General features: G+C 63.9%; 20 protein-coding genes. 7 read left to right on the forward strand and 13 right to left on the reverse strand.

The genetic code is table 11. The features are described 5' to 3' along the window. Positions 1 to 846 (forward strand): diacylglycerol/lipid kinase family protein (locus RHODMAR_RS16005; protein ID WP_157226122.1); only part of this gene is annotated, 846 nt, incomplete at its 5' end. Positions 847 to 880: 34 nt separating this feature from the next. Here the strand turns inward: RHODMAR_RS16005 and prcA are convergent. The 6 genes from prcA to RHODMAR_RS16035 form a co-directional block, all read right to left on the reverse strand. Next, positions 881 to 1,666, reverse strand: a complete 786-nt coding sequence (gene prcA, locus RHODMAR_RS16010; protein WP_008716343.1) for a proteasome subunit alpha — start codon at positions 1,664 to 1,666, stop codon at positions 881 to 883. Further along, complete coding sequence (gene prcB, locus RHODMAR_RS16015; protein ID WP_008716346.1) at positions 1,663 to 2,604, reverse strand: proteasome subunit beta; 942 nt, start codon at positions 2,602 to 2,604, stop codon at positions 1,663 to 1,665. Before prcB ends, prcA begins: the two co-directional genes overlap by 4 nt. Next, positions 2,601 to 2,795 carry a ubiquitin-like protein Pup gene (locus tag RHODMAR_RS16020; protein WP_008716348.1) on the reverse strand — a complete coding sequence of 65 codons (195 nt, stop codon included), beginning with the start codon at positions 2,793 to 2,795 and terminating at the stop codon, positions 2,601 to 2,603. Before RHODMAR_RS16020 ends, prcB begins: the two co-directional genes overlap by 4 nt. Before the next feature lie 194 nt (positions 2,796 to 2,989). Then, a complete protein-coding gene (dop, locus tag RHODMAR_RS16025) occupies positions 2,990 to 4,489 on the reverse strand; it encodes a depupylase/deamidase Dop (protein ID WP_008716350.1) in 1,500 nt (499 codons plus the stop codon). An 82-nt stretch (positions 4,490 to 4,571) separates the two neighbouring features. Beyond that, positions 4,572 to 6,335 (reverse strand): proteasome ATPase, encoded by a 1,764-nt coding sequence (arc, locus tag RHODMAR_RS16030; RefSeq protein ID WP_008716352.1) that lies wholly within the window; start codon positions 6,333 to 6,335, stop codon positions 4,572 to 4,574. A gap of 303 nt (positions 6,336 to 6,638) precedes the next feature. Beyond that, on the reverse strand, positions 6,639 to 7,490 hold the full coding sequence (locus RHODMAR_RS16035; RefSeq protein ID WP_086000264.1) for a tRNA (adenine-N1)-methyltransferase: 852 nt from the start codon (positions 7,488 to 7,490) through the stop codon (positions 6,639 to 6,641). 341 nt (positions 7,491 to 7,831) lie between these two features. On the opposite strand from RHODMAR_RS16035, the gene RHODMAR_RS16040 reads away from it, so the two are divergent. Next, positions 7,832 to 8,734 carry a RecB family exonuclease gene (locus tag RHODMAR_RS16040; protein WP_442970058.1) on the forward strand — a complete coding sequence of 301 codons (903 nt, stop codon included), beginning with the start codon at positions 7,832 to 7,834 and terminating at the stop codon, positions 8,732 to 8,734. A 53-nt stretch (positions 8,735 to 8,787) separates the two neighbouring features. Next, complete coding sequence (locus RHODMAR_RS16045) at positions 8,788 to 9,543, forward strand: thioesterase family protein (RefSeq protein WP_081606021.1); 756 nt, start codon at positions 8,788 to 8,790, stop codon at positions 9,541 to 9,543. A gap of 11 nt (positions 9,544 to 9,554) precedes the next feature. On the opposite strand, the gene RHODMAR_RS16050 is transcribed toward RHODMAR_RS16045, so the two are convergent. The 7 genes from RHODMAR_RS16050 to metH form a co-directional block, all read right to left on the reverse strand. After that, a complete protein-coding gene (locus RHODMAR_RS16050) occupies positions 9,555 to 9,986 on the reverse strand; it encodes a PaaI family thioesterase (RefSeq protein ID WP_008716362.1) in 432 nt (143 codons plus the stop codon). A 19-nt stretch (positions 9,987 to 10,005) separates the two neighbouring features. After that, positions 10,006 to 10,662 carry a hypothetical protein gene (locus RHODMAR_RS27040; protein WP_008716365.1) on the reverse strand — a complete coding sequence of 219 codons (657 nt, stop codon included), beginning with the start codon at positions 10,660 to 10,662 and terminating at the stop codon, positions 10,006 to 10,008. Further along, positions 10,659 to 11,021 carry a PadR family transcriptional regulator gene (locus RHODMAR_RS16060; RefSeq protein WP_042939578.1) on the reverse strand — a complete coding sequence of 121 codons (363 nt, stop codon included), beginning with the start codon at positions 11,019 to 11,021 and terminating at the stop codon, positions 10,659 to 10,661. Before RHODMAR_RS16060 ends, RHODMAR_RS27040 begins: the two co-directional genes overlap by 4 nt. 235 nt (positions 11,022 to 11,256) lie before the next feature. Then, complete coding sequence (gene hisG / locus RHODMAR_RS16065; protein ID WP_008716369.1) at positions 11,257 to 12,108, reverse strand: ATP phosphoribosyltransferase; 852 nt, start codon at positions 12,106 to 12,108, stop codon at positions 11,257 to 11,259. A gap of 47 nt (positions 12,109 to 12,155) precedes the next feature. Continuing rightward, positions 12,156 to 12,419: a phosphoribosyl-ATP diphosphatase gene (locus RHODMAR_RS16070; RefSeq protein ID WP_008716372.1), complete on the reverse strand. Its 264-nt coding sequence runs from the start codon at positions 12,417 to 12,419 to the stop codon at positions 12,156 to 12,158. Positions 12,420 to 12,468: 49 nt separating this feature from the next. Next, positions 12,469 to 13,140, reverse strand: a complete 672-nt coding sequence (locus RHODMAR_RS16075) for an HAD family hydrolase (RefSeq protein ID WP_008716373.1) — start codon at positions 13,138 to 13,140, stop codon at positions 12,469 to 12,471. Beyond that, entirely contained in the window at positions 13,133 to 16,702 is a 3,570-nt protein-coding gene (gene metH, locus RHODMAR_RS16080; protein ID WP_042939543.1) for a methionine synthase, read from the reverse strand. Before metH ends, RHODMAR_RS16075 begins: the two co-directional genes overlap by 8 nt. Positions 16,703 to 16,875: 173 nt before the next feature. Here metH and RHODMAR_RS16085 point away from each other — a divergent pair, with 173 nt between their 5' ends. From RHODMAR_RS16085 to RHODMAR_RS16100, 4 genes are all read left to right on the forward strand, one after another. Continuing rightward, positions 16,876 to 17,784, forward strand: coding sequence for a PAC2 family protein (locus RHODMAR_RS16085; protein WP_051048073.1), 909 nt, complete (start codon positions 16,876 to 16,878; stop codon positions 17,782 to 17,784). A gap of 101 nt (positions 17,785 to 17,885) precedes the next feature. Then, positions 17,886 to 18,233, forward strand: coding sequence for a hypothetical protein (locus tag RHODMAR_RS16090; RefSeq protein WP_008716379.1), 348 nt, complete (start codon positions 17,886 to 17,888; stop codon positions 18,231 to 18,233). Then, positions 18,233 to 20,722, forward strand: coding sequence for a nitrite reductase large subunit NirB (gene nirB / locus RHODMAR_RS16095; protein WP_008716382.1), 2,490 nt, complete (start codon positions 18,233 to 18,235; stop codon positions 20,720 to 20,722). Before RHODMAR_RS16090 ends, nirB begins: the two co-directional genes overlap by 1 nt. Further along, on the forward strand, positions 20,719 to 21,018 hold the full coding sequence (locus tag RHODMAR_RS16100) for a Rieske (2Fe-2S) protein (protein WP_008716384.1): 300 nt from the start codon (positions 20,719 to 20,721) through the stop codon (positions 21,016 to 21,018). Before nirB ends, RHODMAR_RS16100 begins: the two co-directional genes overlap by 4 nt. The last annotated feature ends 34 nt before the right edge of the window (positions 21,019 to 21,052 follow it).

Genomic DNA, 21,052 nt, shown 5'->3' on the forward strand with positions numbered 1-21,052 from the left:
AATCCGGGGTCAGGTGACAACTCGGAGTCGGTGCCCGACGCAATTCGCCGTGCACTTCCGGACGCCGACCTGTTCGAGCCGGACCCGGAAAAGGACTTCGAGGAGCAGCTGCAACAGCGAATCCTGAGCACCTCTCCACGCGCCCTCGGAGTCTGTGGCGGCGACGGCACGGTGGTCTGCGTGGCCGCGGCGGCGGTGCGCAACGGGCTACCGATGGCGGCGTTTCCCGGTGGCACCCTCAATCACTTCGCTCGAGACACCGGCCTGACCGCCGTAGAAGACACTGCTACCGCCGTTGAGGCGGGCACCGCCGAGCTCGTCGACATCGCGGAGGTGACCATCGACGGCCGCAGCGTGTCGTTCGTCAACACCGCGACCTTCGGCGGATACCCCGACTCGGTGCGGTTGCGCCAGAAGCTGCAGGGTCGAATCGGCAAGTGGCCGGCCGCCGCGGTGGCGATGACGAGGGTGCTGGCGGCTGCAGAACCGCTGAACATCGGACTCGACGGTGCCCGGCATTCGGTCTGGATGCTGTTCGTCGGCAACGGCAATTACGCGCCGGCCGATCAGGTCCCTATGTCGCGCAGCAGCATTCACGCCGGCACGTTGGACGTTCGATTCCTGCCGTCGGAGCCGAAGGCGTCGAGAACCAGATTGCTCTGGGCAACGGTCACCGGCACTCTCGGCTCGTCACCTGCCTACGTCCGCCGAGCGGTGCAAGAGCTGACCGTGGCGGTGGAGGGTGCTCCGGTCGCTCTGGCAGCCGACGGCGAAGTGGTGGGCGACGGTACACGGTTCGAGTTCACCAGTGACAAGAACGGCCTCGTGCTCTACCGGAAGCGGTAGAGCACGAGGCCATCACTGGTGATAAACGAATCTCCTACGAAGTTCCCACCTCGGGAGCACCGTCGGCGGTGTCGGTGGACGCATCCACGGCCGGAGCCGAAGGAGGCAGCATGTCCTCCAACGCAGTTCCTGCGATGCGTCGGAACGCCCGTCGTGGCCGACCCTGGTCCAACACGGCTACTTCGAGCGCCGATACCTCGAGAACCTTCTTCTCGGGCTCACCGCCCGCTGCGGGAGGTGAGGTGGGACCTGCAGTGAGCGCGTCGACCGCAACCCGTATCGCGTCGGCCAAATTCAGGCCGGAACGGTAGGTGTCTTTCAGCGCTGCGACGATCGGCTCGGTCGTCCCGCCCATGACGACAAAATCCTGCTCGTCGACGATGGACCCGTCGTAGGTGATGCGGTAGAGCTGCGTCGCGATCGGCTCGTCCTGATGCGACACCTCCGCGACACAGATCTCGACCTCGTAGGGCTTGAGCTGCTCGGTGAAGATCGTTCCCAGCGCTTGCGCGTACGTCTTGGCGAGTGACCGACCTGTGACGTCACGCCGGTCGTAGGTGTATCCCTTGATATCTGCGTGCTGAATACCGGCCTTCCGCAGATTCTCGAACTCGTTGTACTTGCCCACGGCGGCGAAACCGATCCGGTCGTAGAGTTCGCTGACCTTGTGCAAGGCCGTCGAACGGTTCTCGGCCACGAACAGAACGCCATCCGCATACGTCAGGACGATGACACTGCGGCCGCGACCGATTCCCTTGCGCGCCAACTCCGAACGATCGCGCATGATCTGCTCGGCAGATGCGTAGTACGGCATCGTCATGGTGCGCTATCCCCTTCGCTCACTTCCTGGCCGGACCGGGTGTGGTGCTCGGCACCGCCGGTATGCGCAGAACTTTCGGCTCGCTCCGCGAGAACGGACCGCGCTGCTGCCGACACGCGGTCGTGCGCAACGTCGTCCGCGCCGACGCTCGTGATGGCGACCGCCGTCGGGTAGATCCCTCGGGTGACGTCCGGACCGCCGGTTGCCGAGTCGTCGTCGGCGGCGTCGTAGAGCGATTCGACTGCTGCGTGAAGCGCCTCGTCCTCGGTCATTCCGGGGCGATAGAGCTTCTTGAGCGCGGACTTGGCGAACAGTGAACCCGACCCCACCGCGTGGTAGCCCGAACGCTCCTCGTATCGCCCGCCGACCACGTCGTAGGACACGATTCGGCCGGCACGATCCGGATCCGAGATGTCGACGTCGAATCCGACCAGCAGGGGAACGGCAGCGAGTCCTTGCATCGCGGCACCGAGATTGCTCCGAACCATCGACGACAGCTTGTTGGCCTTGCCGTTGAAGGTGAGCGGAACTCCTTCGATCTTCTCGTAGTGCTCGAGCTCGACGGCGAACAGCCGAACCAGCTCGATCGCGATGCCTGCAGTTCCGGCGATACCGGCCGCCGAGTACTCGTCGGTAACGTACACCTTCTGCATGTCGCGGTTCGCGATCAGATTGCCCTGAGTTGCCCGCCGATCACCCGCGATCAGGACACCGCCCGCATAGGTCAGAGCGACGATCGTCGTCCCGTGCGGAGCGATACCGGACTTGTCGGAGCCACCGTTCGCAGTGTGGGACGCCAGATCTGCGGCCAGACCGCTCGCGGGTAGCAGATGGGGGGCGTGCTGACGGAGATAGTCGGAAAACGACGAGCTACTCGATCCGAGTGGGATCGTCATTCCGTCGCCGGCCGACCGTGGGTCCGAACGATCCACCGTCACTGGCCGCCCTTCTGAACGTAGGCGCGAACGAAGTCCTCGGCATTCTCCTCGAGAACGTCGTCGATCTCGTCCAGAAGATCGTCGGTCTCCTCGGCCAGCTTCTCGCGCCGTTCCTGACCACCGGCTCCGGTGTCGCCTGGGACCTCATCGTCGTCGCCGCCGCCAGAGCGCCGTGTCTGCTCCTGTGCCATAGTCGCCGACCTCCTCCGTGTATCGAGAAAACAGTTCTACTGCACACTCACCGATTCATCCGGGATGCACCGTCGTGGATGTGCACGTGCAACCGAACGTTCCGCCGAAAGTGCACGGACCTTTACCCTACCGACAGACCGGGCCGCCGGGTCGTCGAGACACCATCGAATAGTCGGGGTATTGCCTCGACTGGTCAGTTGGTGAGCTGATCGACGAGCTCAGCGGCGCTGTCGGCCGATTCGAGTAGTTCGCCGACGTGCGCTTTGGTGCCGCGCAACGGTTCGAGGGTCGGGATGCGGACCAGTGAGTCACCACCGAGATCGAAGATGACCGAGTCCCAGCTCGCTGCAGCGATGTCCGCGCCGAATTTGCGCAGGCACTCGCCGCGGAAGTAGGCCCTGGTGTCCGGCGGCGGCGTGCCCACGGCATCGAGTACCTGCTGTTCGGTGACCAAGCGTTCCATCGACCCGCGCGCGACAAGCCTGTTGTAGAGGCCCTTGTCCAGCCGAACATCCGAGTACTGCAGATCCACCAGGTGCAGCCTCGGTGCCGACCAGCCGAGCCCCTCACGCTGACGGAAGCCTTCGAGCAGTCGTAGTTTGGCCGGCCAGTCCAGCAGATGAGCACATTCCATCGGATCACGCTCGAGGAGGTCGAGCACCATGGCCCACTTGTCGAGCACATCGAGCGCACGCGCATCGTCGCTGCCCTCGGCGGCGACGAACTTCGCTACCCGTTGGTGGTAGATGCGCTGCAGCGCAAGCCCGGTCAGTTCGCGCCCGTCGGCAAGAGCCACGGCCTTGCGCAGGGTTGGGTCGTGGCTGATCTGGTGGACGGCGGTAACCGGGCGCGCCAGCTGAAGATCGGACAGGTCGACGCCGGCTTCGATGAGATCGAGGACCAGCGCCGTGGTGCCGACCTTCAGGTAGGTGGACATCTCGGCAAGGTTCGCGTCACCGATGATGCAGTGCAGTCGTCGATACTTGTCGGCGTCCGCGTGCGGCTCGTCTCTGGTGTTGATGATTCCGCGCTTGAGGGTGGTCTCGAGCCCGACCTCCACCTCGATGTAGTCCGCCCGCTGGGACAGCTGGAACCCGGCATCGTCGCCGGACTGGCCGATTCCGACCCGCCCCGATCCGGTGATGACCTGCCTCGATGCGAAGAACGGCGACAGACCGGCGACGACGGCCGAGAAAGGAGTCTCACGCGACATCAGGTAGTTCTCGTGGGTGCCGTAGGAGGCGCCCTTACCGTCGACGTTGTTCTTGTAGAGCTGCAGGCGCGGGGCACCGGGCACGCTGGAGGCGTGGCGGGCCGCTGCTTCCATGACCCGTTCGCCGGCCTTGTCCCAGATCACCGCGTCCAACGGATCCCGAACTTCGGGGGCCGAGTACTCGGGGTGTGCATGGTCGACGTACAGGCGGGCTCCGTTGGTGAGAATCATGTTGGCCGCGCCGATCTCGTCGGCATCGATGACAGGTGCCGGGCCACTGAAGCGTCCGAGGTCGAAGCCGCGGGCGTCGCGTAGGGGCGACTCGACCTCGTAGTCCCAGCGCGTGCGCTTGGCCCGCGGCACTCCCGCCGCGGCCGCATAGGCCAGAACTGCCTGGGTCGACGTCAGGATCGGGTTGGCGGTGGGTTCGGTGGGCGAAGAGATGCCGTACTCGACCTCGATACCGATGATGCGCTGCATGAGTTCGAGCCTAGACGGAAGATGGATACAGATCGGGGCGCGCCCTGTGCGGACGCGCCCCGATCTGTCGTCTGTGCAGGACCTACAGGTACTGCCCGGTATTGGCCTCGGTGTCGATCGCCCTGCTTGCGCTGGCGTTCTTGCCGGTGACGAGCGTTCTGATGTAGACGATCCGCTCGCCCTTCTTGCCCGAGATTCGCGCCCAATCGTCCGGATTCGTGGTGTTCGGCAGGTCTTCGTTCTCGGCGAACTCGTCCACGATGGAATCGAACAGGTGCTGAATCCGCAGACCGGCGTTACCGGTTTCCAGTACCGACTTGATGGCGTACTTCTTCGCGCGGTCCACGATGTTCTGAATCATGGCCCCGGAGTTGAAGTCCTTGAAGTACAGGACTTCCTTGTCTCCGTTGGCATACGTCACCTCGAGGAAGCGGTTGTCGTCGCTCTCGGCGTACATCCGCTCGACGACACGGTCGATCATCCCTCGGATGCATGCCGCGCGGTCCCCGCCGAACTCGGCCATATCGTCCGCGTTGACCGGAAGCGAATCGGTCAGGTACTTCGAGAAGATGTCCTGTGCCGACTCGGCGTCGGGACGCTCGATCTTGATCTTGACGTCCAAGCGACCGGGCCGCAAGATCGCGGGGTCGATCATGTCCTCACGGTTGGACGCACCGATCACGATGACGTTCTCGAGCCCCTCGACACCGTCGATCTCGGCGAGCAGCTGCGGAACGACCGTCGTCTCGACATCGGACGAGACGCCCGATCCACGGGTGCGGAAGATCGAGTCCATCTCGTCGAAGAACACGATGACCGGAGTGCCCTCGGACGCCTTCTCCCGGGCGCGTTGGAAGATCATCCGGATGTGGCGTTCGGTCTCACCGACGAACTTGTTGAGCAGCTCGGGACCCTTGATGTTGAGGAAGAAGGACTTCGCTTCCTTGGCGTCCTGCCCGCGGGCCTCGGCGATCTTCTTGGCCAGCGAGTTGGCCACGGCCTTGGCGATCAAGGTCTTGCCGCACCCCGGAGGGCCGTAGAGCAGTACCCCCTTCGGCGGGCGCAGCGAGTATTCGCGGAACAGGTCCTTGTGCAGGAACGGAAGCTCGACGGCGTCGCGAATCTGCTCGATCTGCCGTCCGAGACCACCGATGTCCTCGTAGCCGACGTCCGGAACCTCCTCGAGGACCAGATCCTCCACCTCGGCTTTCGGGACGCGCTCGAAGGCGTAGCCGGCCTTGGTGTCGACCAGAAGCGAATCGCCGGGACGCAATTTGCGAGAGGGCTCGTCCGGGTCGATGGGTCCCTCGTCGTTGACCATGTCGATCAGTGGCTTGGCGAGCCACACGACCCGCTCTTCATCTGCATGTCCGACGACCAGCGCCCTGGATCCGTCGCCCAGAAGCTCTCGCAGAGTGCTGATCTCGCCGACCTGATCGAAGGTGCAGGCCTCGACGATGGTCAGAGCCTCGTTCAAGCGCACCGTCTGCCCCGGTGCAAGCGAGTCGGCCTCGATATTGGGCGAGCAGGTGAGGCGCATCTTTCGACCGGACGTGAAGACATCGACCGTTCCGTCGTCGAACACGCTCAGCAGAACGCCGTAGCCGCTCGGTGGTTGACCCAGTCGGTCCACTTCCTCACGCAGCGCGATGAGTTGTTGTCTGGCCTCTTTGAGGGTGTCCATCAACTTGCTGTTGCGAAGCGAGAGCGAATCGACACGGCCTTCGAGTTCGCGTACCTGTTCGGGGGACTCCCCCAGTTGACGACGTAGCGACGCGGCTTCGGCTCGAACGGCGTCCAGTTCGGCTCTGGCCGCGGCCACATCCGGATTGTCTGTTGAGCTCATGAGCGACTCCTCCCAGTGACGATCTATCAACGCTACCGGCACCGGCCCGAATGTGCGGACCGACACCACGATCGGGATCGACTGCCGTACGGGTCCACCGCATCCCGACACCGGCCCGCGCACCGTCGACCTCGCTGGTCGAGCAACGGACCGACCACGAAATCGGCCGCTTCACCAGTGTCGATGCACAGGTATTCGGCAGTTCTCGCACTGCCAGTGGAGACGATGCGGGAGCTCGAAGTGGTCCGATCGGGATATTTTCGGTCACGACGATCACAATTCGATATTTGCCGCCGCGGCGCGTCAGCCCTTGCCGGACCGCCGCTGGGGCTTCGGCGTGACGGTTCCTTCGGCGAGGCGTCGAACACTGACGAGGAATGCCGTGTGTCCCTGCATGCGATGCTCGGGCCGAACTGCGAGGCCGACGACGTGCCAGCCGCGGACGATCGACTCCCACGAACGCGGTTCGGTCCAGCACTCCTGCGCACGCAAGGCTTCGACGACCTTGGACAGTTGTGTCACCGTCGCGACGTATACCAACAGCACTCCGCCGGGAACGAGAGCTTTCGACACAGCAGGCAATGCGTCCCAGGGTGCGAGCATGTCCAGCACCACGCGATCGACCTGCTCCCCCGGCCGATCGACACCGAACTGATCGACATCGGCCACCGTCAAGTGCCAGTTGGACGGTCGCTCGCCGAAGAACGTCTCGACGTTCTTCACCGCGTAATCGGCATGGTCCTGCCGGATCTCGTATGAGATGACCGTTCCCGCGGTACCGACCGCGCGCAACAGCGAACACGTCAGCGCGCCCGATCCGGCACCGGCTTCGAGCACTCGTGCGCCGGGGAACATGTCACCCTCGTGGACTATCTGCGCAGCGTCCTTGGGATAGATGACCTGAGCGCCGCGTGGCATCGAGAGCACGTAGTCGGTCAGCAGCGGCCGAAGCGCGAGATAGGGGGTGCCGTTGACGGAGGTGACGACGCTGCCCTCGTCGGCACCGAGCAACTTGTCGTGGGTGATGCCGCCCCGGTGGGTGTGGAACTCCTTGCCTGCCTCGAGCACCACCGTGTAGTGCCGGCCCTTGCCGTCGGTGAGCTGCACCCGATCTCCGACCCGGAACGGTCCACTGCGAGCCGGGCCGGTCGGCAGCGTAGCCACGGAGGTCTCGTCCGTCGCCGCGGCCCCGTCGGGTTCGATATCGCCGGGTTCGATGTTGTCGAGTTCGATTTCGTCGACCGCTGCGGTCACCACTTCGTCCGCACTCGGAACCGGGACATCGACGAGCGCGTCGACCTCTGAACCATCGGTCGACGCGGACGCGGAATCACCGGTGGACACAGCGGAACCTGCTTTCGTTGCTGGTCGACGACCGACCGGAGCGGGCGGCGTCTCTTACGACTCGACGTGCCAGACTACGGCCTTGACCGAAGATGTCGGACCAGCGGCATAGTGTCGCAGTCGTGAGTATTTCTGTGTCGACTCCGATCGACTTGCCTCTACTCGATCTCGGCGACACTGCGCAGCCGACGCGTGCGACGCCGAGGCCCCGAAGCAAGCCGGCGTTGTCTCCCTCTCGCGCAGGCGATTTCAAGCAGTGTCCACTTCTCTATCGCTTCCGTGCCGTCGACCGCATTCCCGAGGTCTCCACCGAAGCTCAGGTCAAGGGAACCGTGGTGCATGCCGCACTCGAAGCTCTGTACGCATTACCTGCGCAGGACCGAGTGCCGACGACCGCGCGTGATCTGGTGGATCCGGCGTGGGAGCGAGTGGTGGCACAGGCACCCGACCTCGAGTCGTTGGTACCGGCGGACGAGCAAGCGGCGTTCCTGGACCGCGCTCGCGCGTTGGTCGAGGGGTACTACGAGCTCGAGGACCCAACCCACTTCGATCCCGAGTCCTGTGAGCAGCGGGTGGAGGTGGATTTGGAGGACGGCACGCCGCTTCGTGGTTTCATCGATCGGATCGACGTCGCACCAAACGGGATGATCCGAGTCGTCGATTACAAGACCGGCCGAGCGCCCCGCGAGTTCACCGAGTCCAAAGCCTTGTTCCAGATGAAGTTCTACGCCCTGATGATCATGCGCGTACGCGGAGTCGTTCCAGCGCAACTGAAACTGATGTACCTGGCCGACAAGCAAGAGCTGACCTACACCCCCGACGAAGACGAACTGCGCAGGTTCGAGCGCATGCTGTCCGCCATCTGGAAAGCGATACTGGCCGCTGGCGAGACCGGCGACTTTCGCGCCAAACGAGGCGCACTGTGCAAGTGGTGCGACCATCAGGCGCTGTGCCCGGAGTTCGGTGGCACTCCCCCGCCTTACCCGGGTTGGCCCGAGGTCACTTCAGGACCGGTCGCTCAGGCCACTCCGACACAAGCGGAGGCCGAGCTGTGACGATTCCAGACGCCTTCTTCGTCCCTGCCGGTGTCAGCAACGACGGATACGAAATGGTCACTGCCACCGAACACACCGTCAGCGTCTGGGCGCCGACGATGCAGCACGGCGCTCCGCCGTCCGCACTGTTGGTCCGTGCGCTCGAGCGCGTCGATGCCAGGGAGGACACCAGGATCAGCCGAGTCGTGGTCGATATTCTCGGTCCGATTCCGGTCGAGGACATCGAGATTCGGGCATGGACAGAACGTCCCGGTGCCAACGTCGAACTGGTCGTCGCGGAATTGTGGGCGGCGAGTTCGTCCGGAACTGCGCGAGCGGTGGCGCGAGGTAGTGCGTGGCGCATGCGCAGTTCACCGACCGAGGACGTCGCTCACTCCGGCGACCGGGTGATGAAGCCGGTCGGCGATGGGGTCGACTACGCCTTCGGCGATTCGTGGTCCTCGGGCTTCCTCGACGCCATCGAGTTCAAGATTCTGACCGAGTTCGGTGCCGCCGGGCCGGGTGAAATCTGGGCGCGGCCCAGACCTGTTCTGGTGCAGGGTGAAACGATGACGCCGCTGGAGCGACTGTTCTCGATTGCGGACATCGCGAACGGCATCGGTGCCAAGCTTCCGATCGACAAATGGACGTTTTTGAACACCGATCTGACGGTGCACATATTCCGGGTGCCTCAGGGCGAATGGGTCGGAGTGGCGGCGGAGACGTCGACCGGACCGGACGGCATCGCCATGTGCGCGGGGACTCTCAGCGACGAACTGGGCACGGTGGGCCGCATCGCTCAGACGGTCCTGGTTCGGCGTCGCGACTGACGAGCCGACCTCTACGGCGTGTGCGCGGCGACGACGGTGCCTTGAGCCACCGCCACGATGCGTTCGGTCTCGCCGTCGACCGAATACACGGTGCTGTGGCAGATGGCCTGGTTTCGAGTCGCGGACACTGCGCGTGCACGAGCAATCAGGTACTCGCCCGATGCCGGCCTGGAGAAGTTGACGGTGCAGTGTGCCGTCACCGCGTCGCCCCCGAGCGCGATTCCACCGGCGAAGGTCACAGCGTTGTCCGCCAGGTAGCTGATGACTCCGCCGTGTACGAAACCGTGCTGCTGCTGTAGCTCAGGTCGGATGCGTAGGCGGACCTCGACATTGCCTCCGTCCATGGAGATCAGCTCGGCACCGAGGAGTCGAGTGAACGGTTGAGCGGCGAACACCGCCCTCGCGAGTCGATCGAGATCGTTATCGATGTCTTTCTGTGACATGTGGCCCCCAGATATCACTTCAGCGGCCGTCGGACGCTGATCCCACTGCACGGTAGCGGGCCAACCCGACCGTGGTCGCCAGCACGACGAGAACTACCCCGATCACCACGACGAATACGGTCGCGCTGGTGTTGAAGTTTCTCCACCATGCAACGCCGATGCCAGCTCCTGTGCTGAGAGCGGCACCCACCGGCAACAACATGGCGAGCCACCGGACCGTACCGGACGCGTTCGGGTCGTGAATGAGCGCTAGCCGAACGAGTACGAGCGCACACAGGTAGGCGAACAGGCCTGCTGAGGCATACAACGGCAGGAGGAAGGGGCCTGCTTCGATCGTCGCTCGACCGGTGAATGCTGCGAAGACTGCACCCAGAACTACTGCGAGGCCAGTGAGAATCCCTACGAGGGCCGCAGGCAGAACTGCACCCAGGCGTAGAGCCCGTCCGGCCAACTCTCGCTCCTCAGCCCACCTTTCGAGGGTGCGCGAGCTGTCGTCGCCGAGAACAGTCGCAATGTTGTGGCCGTCCAGTCTTGCATTGTTGATTTCGGCTTCCAGCTCCGACAGCAAGTCTTCTCGGTCTGCTTTGAGGACTCCTGCGCGGCGCCACACACGACTCGCTTGGCGTCGGATGTCCCGCAACTCACTAGCGTCGACGTCCTGCATTGTGGTGTTCATTTCAACCCCGTTCCGTTGATTTCGGCCAAAGCCGACGACTGAAGCAGCGAGGTGACGCTGGTGGAAATGTCACGCCATTCTTTGGTTCCGACAGCGAGCGCCTCGGCACCGGATTCGCTGAGCGAGTAGTACTTTCGCGGCGGACCGGACGTCGACGGCTGCTTCGTGGTTACCACGAGCCCCGACTTCTCCAAGCGAGCCAGCAGTGGATACGCAGACCCGCCGGATACAGGCAGGTTTTGCTCGGCCAGGCGCTGCGTCAGTTCATAGCCGTACACCGGACGCTCTCGAAGCAAGGCCAGTAAGCAAAGGTCCAGTACGCCTCGAAGCACTAGGCTTCGTCTTTCCACTGCACTCATGCTCAACAAGGTAGTGGAAGCTACCTTGTTGAGCAAGGTATCGGATGGACCGATTTTCAGCCGGAGAATGAAATGCTGCAGCCGGCCGGCTCAGACAGTGCGGTCGGAGTCTCTCCACCCACGAACTGTTCGGCGCGGGATTGCCCAGCGTCGACCCTGTCGAGAGACGTACTCCCTTAGGAGGGTCAGCCTGCGGTCTCGACGTGAACGATGCGTCACGGCGGACCGTGTGGACTCAGAAGGCCCGGCACGACCTGATATCGGACGCGAGGATGGCCTTGGCACCCAGGTCGGCCAGCTGATCCATGACGTTGTTGTGGACCTTGCGAGAGACCATAGCGCGCACGGCGACCCAGTTGTCGTCCACCATCGGTGCCAGAGTGGGCGATTCGATTCCCGGGGTGATCTTGACCGCCTCGTCGAGGATCGACTTGGGGCAGTCGTAATCGAGCATCAGATACTGCTGCGCGAAGACGACGCCTTGCACCCGCGCGATGAGCTGCTTGCGTGCCGAATCGGTGCCCGGGGTCCCTGCACGCTCGATCAGCACGCCCTCCGAATCGCACAGCGATTCACCGAACGCCACGAGGTTGTTCTGGCGCAGCGAGCGCCCCGACTCGACGACATCGGCGATCGCGTCGGCGACGCCGAGTTGAATGGAGATCTCCACCGCACCGTCGAGGCGGATGACCGTGGCCTCCAGCCCTCGGTCGGCCAGGTCTTTGCGCACGAGGTTTGGATAGGAGGTCGCGATGCGCAGTCCGCCCAGATCCTCGGGCGACCACTGCTTCCCGGCCGGGGCGGCGTAGCGGAAGGTCGACCGACCGAATCCGAGGGCCAGCCGCTCCTCCACCGCAGCGCCCGAATCGAGAGCCAGGTCGCGTCCGGTGATGCCCAGATCCAGTTGGCCGGATCCGACGTAGATCGCGATGTCCTTGGGGCGGAGGAAGAAGAATTCGACCCCGTTGGCCGGATCGAGAACCGTCAGGTCCTTCGAGTCGCTTCGACGCCGGTAGCCGGCTTCGCTGAGAATTTCGGCGGCGGACTCGGACAGAGCGCCCTTGTTGGGTACGGCTACACGCAGCATGGAGTTTTCCTCGTTCGGTGAGTTCGTGGGAGGGGTACGGGCAGAACTCACAGATGTCGGTAGACGTCCTCGAGCTCGATGCCCCTGCCCACCATCATCACCTGGACCCAGTACAAGAGCTGCGAGATTTCCTCGGCCAATGCCTCGTCACTCTCGTGCTCGGCCGCGATCCACACCTCACCGGCTTCTTCGAGAACCTTCTTGCCCTGAAAATGAACACCCGCGTCCAACGCAGACACGGTGCCCGAACCCTCCGGGCGGGTCTTCGCGCGATCGGTGAGTTCGGCGAACAGGGAATCGAAAGTCTTCACGGCTGAACATTCTTTCACGTCGTCACTCAGGGGTACGAATCGGTCGAGATCAGGCTGCCCAGGCCCGCCGAACGTCGTCGGCGGTGAGACCGACGAGGCCGTCACGAATCGTGTAACCGGGAGCGGACGGCACCGCGATCTCGGAGGGGACCACCAGCACCGGACAGCCTGCGGTGTGCGCCGACAGCGAGCCGGTCGGCGAATCCTCGACTGCGAGGCACGATGCAACGTCTACTCCGAGCAAGGCGGCACCGCGTAGGTACGGTGCCGGGTGCGGCTTTCCTGCCTCGACCTCGTCACCGGTGACCGTGATGTCGAAGTACTCACGCCCCAGAGTGTCCAGTGCGCGCTCGACCAGTCCTCGCTCGGTGTTGGTGACCAGGCCCGTGGACAGACCCATCTCTCGGACGAGAGCGAGAGCGTCCTTGGCACCTGGGCGCCAGGGAATGCCCTCGGCGAACAGGTCTCCGACGCGCGCGGTCAACCACTCGCGACCCTGGGTCAGATGCTCGTCGGTGACCTCGACCGATGCGTTTGCCAGGACCTTGCGCAAGGCATCCCACATGGAGTTTCCGAGGGTGCTCTCGCGCACCTCCGCGCTGAGTTCGGTTCCGAGATTCCGGGAATACTCGCCGATGGCCACGTCCCATATCTTCTCGGAATCGAGCAGTGTGCCGTCCATGTCCCACAGGACACCCTGCAGGCGAAGTGCACTAGACATTGAAGTACTTGGCCTCCGGGTGATGAAGCACGAACGCATCGGTCGACTGCTCGGGGTGAAGCTGCAATTCCTCGGACAGCTTCACGCCGATCCTCTCGGGTTCGAGAAGGGCTGCAAGTTTGATTCGATCTTCGAGATCGGGGCACGCCCCGTAGCCGAACGAGTAACGCGCACCGCGGTATTCGAGTTTGAAGAAGCCCTCCGCCTCGGTGGGATCCTCGGAGGCGACGGAATTGCCGTCGGACAACTTCAGTTCCTCGCGGACTCGGCGATGCCAGTACTCGGCCAAGGCCTCGGTGAGCTGAACTCCGATTCCGTGCACCTCGAGGTAATCCCGGTAGGCGTCGGCTGCGAACAGCTCGTTGGCGAAATCGGCGATGGGCTGGCCCATCGTCACCAGATTCATCGGCAGTACATCGACCTGTCCGGAATCGCGTGCAGCCGAACGTGAGCGAACGAAGTCCGCGATGCAGAGGAATCGATCGCGGTGCTGTCTGGGAAACGTGAATCGGAAACGTTCGGGTGCATCGGGCTCGGGTTCGGTGAGCACGACGACGTCGTCGCCCTCGGACACCGCCGGGAAGTACCCGTACACCAGCGCGGCGTGCGCGAGGATGCCGTCGGTGCTCAGTCGATCCAGCCAGTACCGCAGGCGCGGTTTGCCTTCGGATTCCACCAGGTCCTCGTAGGTTGCACCCTCGCCTTTGCGGGCGCCGCGCAGACCCCACTGCCCCAGGAACAGGGCACGCTCGTCCAGCAGCCCGGAATAGTCGGACAGAGACACGCCCTTGACGATGCGAGTGCCCCAGAACGGCGGTACCGGAATGTCGATGTCGGCAGCGACATCGGATCGTTCGGGCACGACGACCGGAGCCTCTTCGGCCTTGCGCTTCTCGGCGATCCGCTTGGAGCGCTCGTGGCGTTCCTTGCGCTCGGCGGTCTTGGCTTTCGCTTCGAGTGCCTCGGGACTGTCGGGCGCCGGTCCGCCGCCACGCTTGGTGGTCATGATGGTGTCCATCAGCCGCAGGCCCTCGAAAGCGTCACGCGCATAATGCACGTCACCTTCGTAGACCTCCTGCAGATCGTTCTCGACATACGACCGCGTCAGTGCCGCTCCGCCCAAGAGAACCGGGAATTGCTCCGCCACTCCCCTGGAGTTGAGTTCGATCAGGTTGTCCTTCATCACCACGGTCGACTTCACCAGCAACCCGGACATGCCGATCACATCGGCACGCTTGTCGATCGCGGCTTCGAGAATGGTCGAAATCGGTTGCTTGATACCGAGATTGACGACCTCGTAGCCGTTGTTGCTCAGGATGATGTCGACGAGGTTCTTGCCGATGTCGTGCACGTCGCCCTTGACGGTACCGAGCACGATGCGGCCCTTGCCGTCGTCGTCGGTTGCTTCCATGTGCGGTTCGAGATACGCCACCGCGGCCTTCATCACCTCGGCTGAGGCGAGCACGAACGGTAGCTGCATCTGGCCGGAGCCGAACAGCTCGCCGACGGTCTTCATGCCCGAGAGCAACGTCTCGTTGATGATCGCCAGCGGCGGCTTCTCGGTCATAGCAGAGTCGAGATCGGCGTCGAGGCCGTTGCGCTCCCCGTCCACGATGCGGCGTTCGAGACGCTCGAACAACGGCAGTCGGCCCAGTTCCTCGGCGCGCGACTCTCGCGCCGACGCCGCGGAGACGCCCTCGAACAACTGCATGAGCTTCTGCAGCGGGTCGTAGCCTTCGGCACGACGGTCGTACACCAGATCCAGGGCCGTCTCGCGCTGCTCGTCGGGGATCTTGTTCATCGGCAGAATCTTGGAGGCATGCACGATCGCCGTATCGAGACCGGCCTGGGTGCACTCGTGAAGGAAGACCGAGTTCAGGACTTGACGCGCAGCCGGATTGAGGCCGAACGAGATGTTGGACAGTCCGAGGGTGGTGTGCACCTTCGGGTACTTTTCCTTGAGCTGGCGAATCGCCTCGATGGTCTCGATGCCGTCGCGGCGCACCTCTTCCTGCCCCGTCGAGATCGGGAAGGTGAGGGTGTCCACGATGATGTCCTCGTGGCGCAGGCCCCAGTTCTCGGTGATGTCGGTGATCAACCGATCCGCGACGCGCACCTTCCATTCGGCCGTGCGAGCCTGTCCCTCTTCGTCGATGGTCAGTGCGACGACCGCGGCACCGTGCTCTTTGACCAGACGCATGATCTTCTGGAACCGCGAGTCGGGACCGTCGCCGTCCTCGTAGTTGACGGAGTTGACCGCGCTGCGTCCACCGAGATGCTCCAAACCGGCTTCGAGAACGGCAGGTTCGGTGGAGTCGAGCATGATCGGCAGTGTGGACGCAGTCGCCAAACGACTGGCCAGTGCCGACATATCGGCTGCCCCGTCGCGGCCGACGTAGTCGATGTTCAGATCGAGCATGTGGGCACCGTCGCGAGTCTGGTCCTTGGCGATGTCGAGGCACTTGTCGTAGTCCTCGGCCAACATCGCATCGCGAAATGCTCTCGACCCGTTGGAGTTCGTCCGCTCACCGATCATGAGGATGCTGGCATCCTGCTCGAACGGGACGGCGCTGTACAGCGAGGAGACACCCGGCTCCGGTGCAGGCCGACGTTCGAGCTTCGTCGCTCCGTGGACCATGTCGGCCACCTGGCGAATGTGCTCGGGCGTGGTACCGCAACAACCGCCGACCAGGGCGAGGCCGTATTCGCCTACGAAACCACTCAGGGCTGCGGCCAGTTCGGGGGCGGTCAGCGGGTACTCGGCACCGTTGGCGCCGAGCGTCGGCAGACCGGCATTGGGCATCACCGACACCGGCAAGCGCGAATGCTTGGACAGGTGGCGCAGGTGCTCGCTCATCTCGGCCGGCCCGGTGGCGCAGTTGAGGCCGATCATGTCGATGCCGAGCGGCTCGAGTGCGGTGAGCGCCGCCCCGATCTCACTGCCGACGAGCATCGCGCCCGTCGTCTCGACGGTCACGTGGGTGATGATCGGAATACGAACACCGAGCTTGTCCATCGCATGCTGACTGCCGATGATCGCGGCCTTGACCTGCAGCAAGTCCTGGCAGGTCTCGACCAGGATGGCGTCGGCACCGCCGTCGATCATGCCGAGGGCGGCTTCGGTGTACGCGTCACGCAATCGGGCGAAGGGAGCATGGCCGAGGGTGGGCAGCTTCGTTCCCGGGCCCATCGAGCCCAGCACGTAGCGATCCATCCCGTCACGTCCCGGGCCCATCTCGTCCGCGGTGTCACGTGCGATGCGAGTGCCCTTCTCCGCGAGCTCGCGGATTCGGTCCTCGATGTCGTAATCGGCCAGGTTGGGCAGATTGCACCCGAAGGTGTTGGTTTCCACGGCATCGGCTCCGGCTGCGAAGTACTCGCGGTGTATCTCGCGCAGAACGTCGGGGCGGGTGTCGTTGAGTATCTCGTTGCATCCCTCGAGACCGATGAAGTCATCGAGCGTCAGGTTGGCATCCTGGAGCATCGTGCCCATCGCGCCGTCGCCGATGACCACGCGACGAGAAATCGCATCGAGCAGACTGGGCTTGTGTTCAGCGGGCATCACTACAGAGTAGTGGGCACCGGACTCGGCACGGGTCGTAGGCTGTCGTGGTGAGTCCCCGAAACCTCGATGACCAGTCCCCGAACGACGACGGTTCCGAAAATCCCGACATTTCAGGTGCCGATACGGATGCGCCTGTGGATGCCGCCCTGATCGAGGCCGTCAACGACGCTGTGGCCAACGCCACAGATCGTCACGAACCCGAGTTCGACGACGTGGACGAGGACATTCCCGACTTGCGTTCGCCCATCCTGGTGGCCGCCTTCGAGGGTTGGAACGATGCCGGCGACGCCGCGAGCGGCGCGATCGAGCATCTCGAACTGATCTGGGATGCCAGCCCCTTGGCCGAGCTGGACTCCGAGGACTACTACGACTACCAGGTCAATCGGCCGACCGTGCGCCAGGTCGATGGTGTCACCCGCGAGATCGAGTGGCCGTCCACCCGGCTCTCGGTCTGCTCACCTCCGGGCAGTGAACGTGATGTGGTCCTACTGCGCGGCATCGAACCGAACATGCGGTGGCGCAGCTTCTGCGACGATCTGCTCGAATTCGTCGAACAGCTCGGCGTCGAGACCGTCGTCATTCTGGGGGCTCTGCTGGCAGACACCCCGCACACCAGGCCGGTCCCGGTCACCGGCACCGCTTACAGCACGGAGTCGGCCGAGCAGTTCAACCTCGAACAGACCCGATACGAGGGCCCGACGGGGATCACCGGCGTGTTGCAGGACGAATGTGTCAAGGCCGGAGTGCCCGCGGTGTCCTTCTGGGCTGCTGTGCCGCACTACGTTTCGCAGCCGCCGAATCCCAAGGCCACCGTGGCGCTGCTGCAGCGGGTCGAGGATGTCTTGGACATAGAGGTACCCCTCGGCGAGCTGCCCACCCAGGCGGAGGAATGGGAGGAGGCGGTGAGCGAGATGACCAAAGAAGACGAAGAGATCAGCGAATACGTGCGCAGCCTCGAAGAGCGCGGAGACGCCGAGGTGGACATGTCCGACGCGATCGCCAAGATCGACGGTGACGCCATCGCGGCCGAATTCGAGAAGTATCTCCGGCGACGCGGCCCGGGCAACTTCGGATTGTGACTCGATCGCACCGCGGAGAACGGTGGCCGGTGAGGTCTTTCTGATGCCGACGTAACGTCACCGCAGCGGTGGCGTCACCCCGACACCGGAACCTCGTGGGTATGGCCAGCACACCGCGATTTCTGCAAGGCGTCTTCTCCTTCACCGGCAACGGTCTGGACAAGCCGGAGTTGATAGACCCGAGCTCGAGCTTCGTCGTCCCCGAGGGTGTGATGGCGCAGCCGCTGTATTTTCGCGGCGGAAATTCGAGCGACGAGCTGGTGGTCGTGACCTTGCTGCGCGACGGCAGCGCGATGCGCATCTTCCCGATAGGTGCCAAGAGCGGCGTCAACATCCCGCTGCGGGTGGTCGAGGACGTCGACCCGGACACCGTGCTCTCGCTGGTCGTTGCGGCCCCTGCCGGAACCACCGGAGAGGTCGTCGTCGATTTCGGTCTGGTGCTGATCTGATGGCTCCGCGTAGACAGCGGATGGTGGTGGTCGGCAACGGAATGGCCGGTGCCCGCACGGTAGAGCAGATCCTCGAGCGCGGTGGCAGCTCGCTGTTCGACATCACGATGATCGGCGACGAACCGTACGGCAACTACAACCGCATCATGCTCTCGCACGTGTTGTCCGGTGAAGCCACCGTCGACGACGAGGATCTGATTCTCAATCCGATGAGTTGGTACAGCGACAACGGTGTCACTCTGCATGCCGGAGATCGCGCGATCTCGTTGGACCGGTTCGCCAAGACCGTGGTCTGCGAGAGCGGTCGATCCGTCGACTACGACGTACTGATCATCGCCACCGGCAGTAACACTTTCTTCCCGAACATGGACGGTCTACGAGAATCCGACGGCAGGCTCGCTCGCGGGGTGTTCGGATTCCGCACGATCGCCGATACGAACGGCATGCTGCAGATGGCGCAGTCGCGAGACGACGTCTCCGCTGTCGTCATCGGCGGCGGACTCCTCGGACTCGAAGCCGCGTACGGGCTACGTACACAAGGTCTCGAGGTGAACGTGGTGCACTCCCCCGGCCATCTGATGAACCAGCAACTCGACGAACGCGGTGGACGCGTCCTGCGGAACAAGATCGAGTCGCTCGGCGTCGGAGTCCACACCTCCAAGCGGACCACCTCGGTGATGCGATCGGAGGACGGTGTCGTCACCGGCGTGGGGTTCAACGACGGAACCACGCTCGACGCGGACATGGTCGTCGTCACCGCAGGTATCCGTCCCAGTGTGGATTTAGCTCGCGGGGGTGGACTGGTGATCGAACGGGGAATCGTCGTCGACGACCAACTGCGCTGCGAGGACGAGGGGTCGATCTATGCCGTCGGCGAATGCTGTCAGCATCGCGGCGAGGTCTACGGCCTCGTTGCACCGTTGTGGGAGCAGGCCGCGGTGTTGGCCGACGTACTCACGGGCACGAATCCGGCTGCGGCGTACCACGGTTCCCGTCTGACCACCAAGCTCAAGGTGGCCGGCGTCGACGTCGCCTCGATGGGTATCACCGCGCCCGAACGTGACGACGACGAGTTCGTCCAGTTCTACGAACCGCGAACCGGCACGTACAAGTCGGTCATCGTCCGGGGCAACAGACTCGTCGGTGCCACGCTGCTCGGCGACATCTCCAAGGCCAACTTTCTGACCCAAGCGTTCGACGAGAAAGTGCCCTTGCCCGACGAGCGCATCAGCATGTTGTTCGACATGGGAACGCCCTCTGCGGCAACAGGAGCCGCCGAGCTGGCCGACGACGTCCAGGTGTGCAACTGCAACGGGGTCACCAAAGGTGCCATCGTCGCCTGCGTGCATGCGGGAGCGAAGAATCTCGGCGACGTCACCGCCAAGACCCGCGCGGGCAAGGGGTGTGGGTCGTGCAAGGGACTGGTTCAGGACATCATCGCGTGCGCAGCAGGCGGTGCCGTCGAGACCGACCCGACCGCCGACTGGTACGTACCGTGCATTCCGATGACCAAACCCGAACTGATCGAAGCCGTTCGAGCGCAGGAGCTCCGAGCGGTCTCCGCGGTGTTCACGGCATTGGCAACCGACGGCCGCGAGGACGCTGCAGCCAAGATGCCGCTGGCATCGCTGTTGCGGACCGTCTGGGGTCCGGATTGGGTCGACGAACGCGGTGCGCTGTTCATCAACGACCGAGTGCACGCCAACATCCAACGGGACGGCACCTTCTCGGTGGTACCGCAGATGAAGGGCGGCGTCACCACCCCGGATCAGCTGCGAAAAATTGCCGATGTCGCAGACAAGTACCACGTACCGCTGGTCAAGGTCACCGGTGGACAACGTATCGACCTGCTCGGGATAAAGAAAGAAGACCTGCCGCATGTCTGGGGCGATCTGGACATGCCGTCGGGTTTCGCATACGGCAAGAGCATGCGCACGGTGAAAACCTGTGTGGGCAGCGACTTCTGCCGCTTCGGCCTGGGCGACTCGACCGCATTGGGCATCGCCCTGGAAGACCGATTCCAGGGATTGGAGACCCCGGCGAAATTGAAGCTCGCGGTCGCCGGGTGTCCCCGCAACTGCTCGGAAGCGCTCTGCAAGGACTTCGGTGTGGTTTCGGTGGGCGAGAACAAATGGGAGATCTACGTCGGCGGTGCGGCAGGCGCACACATCCGCAAGGGCGATCTACTGGCCACCGTGACGGGGGCCGAGGAGGTTCTGACCGTGGCAGGCAGGTTCATTCAGCACTACCGCGAGAACGCTCAGTGGCTCGAGCGAACGTACGCGTGGGTTCCGCGTGTCGGCCTGGAGGAACTGCAGAGCGTGCTGATCGACGACCGTGACGGCATAGTGGCCGGACTCGACGAGCGGATGCACGCCGCTGTCGAGCGATTCGTCGACCCGTGGCAGGACCGCGCAGCGCCGAAGTCACCTGCGCAGTTCAAGCCGTCGCTGCCTCTGCTTCCGCTACCTCAGGTGCCGGTCCGATGAGCGTGCCGGTGGGTGCTCTGGAGGACCTGACGCCTGGCGAGGGACGGGCCTACGTCGTGGACGGCAAGCAGGTTGCGGTGTTCCTGCTCAGCGACGGCTCGGTGCGGGCGATGGACGCCGTCTGCCCGCACAAGGGCGGGCCCCTGGCAGACGGTCAGATCGACGGATCCATCGTCGTGTGCCCGCTGCATCAGTACACCTTCTCGCTCGACGACGGCACCTGCCCCAGCGGCATCGACTCGGTGCGCACCTACCCCGCCACAGTGGTGGACGGAAAAGTGACCGTGGAGTTGTAGACGCCACGGACGAACAAGTCGGGCGTATCCACTC

It is taken from the genome of Rhodococcus sp. AW25M09 (assembly GCF_000333955.1).
Classification (GTDB): Bacteria; Actinomycetota; Actinomycetes; order Mycobacteriales; family Mycobacteriaceae; genus Rhodococcoides.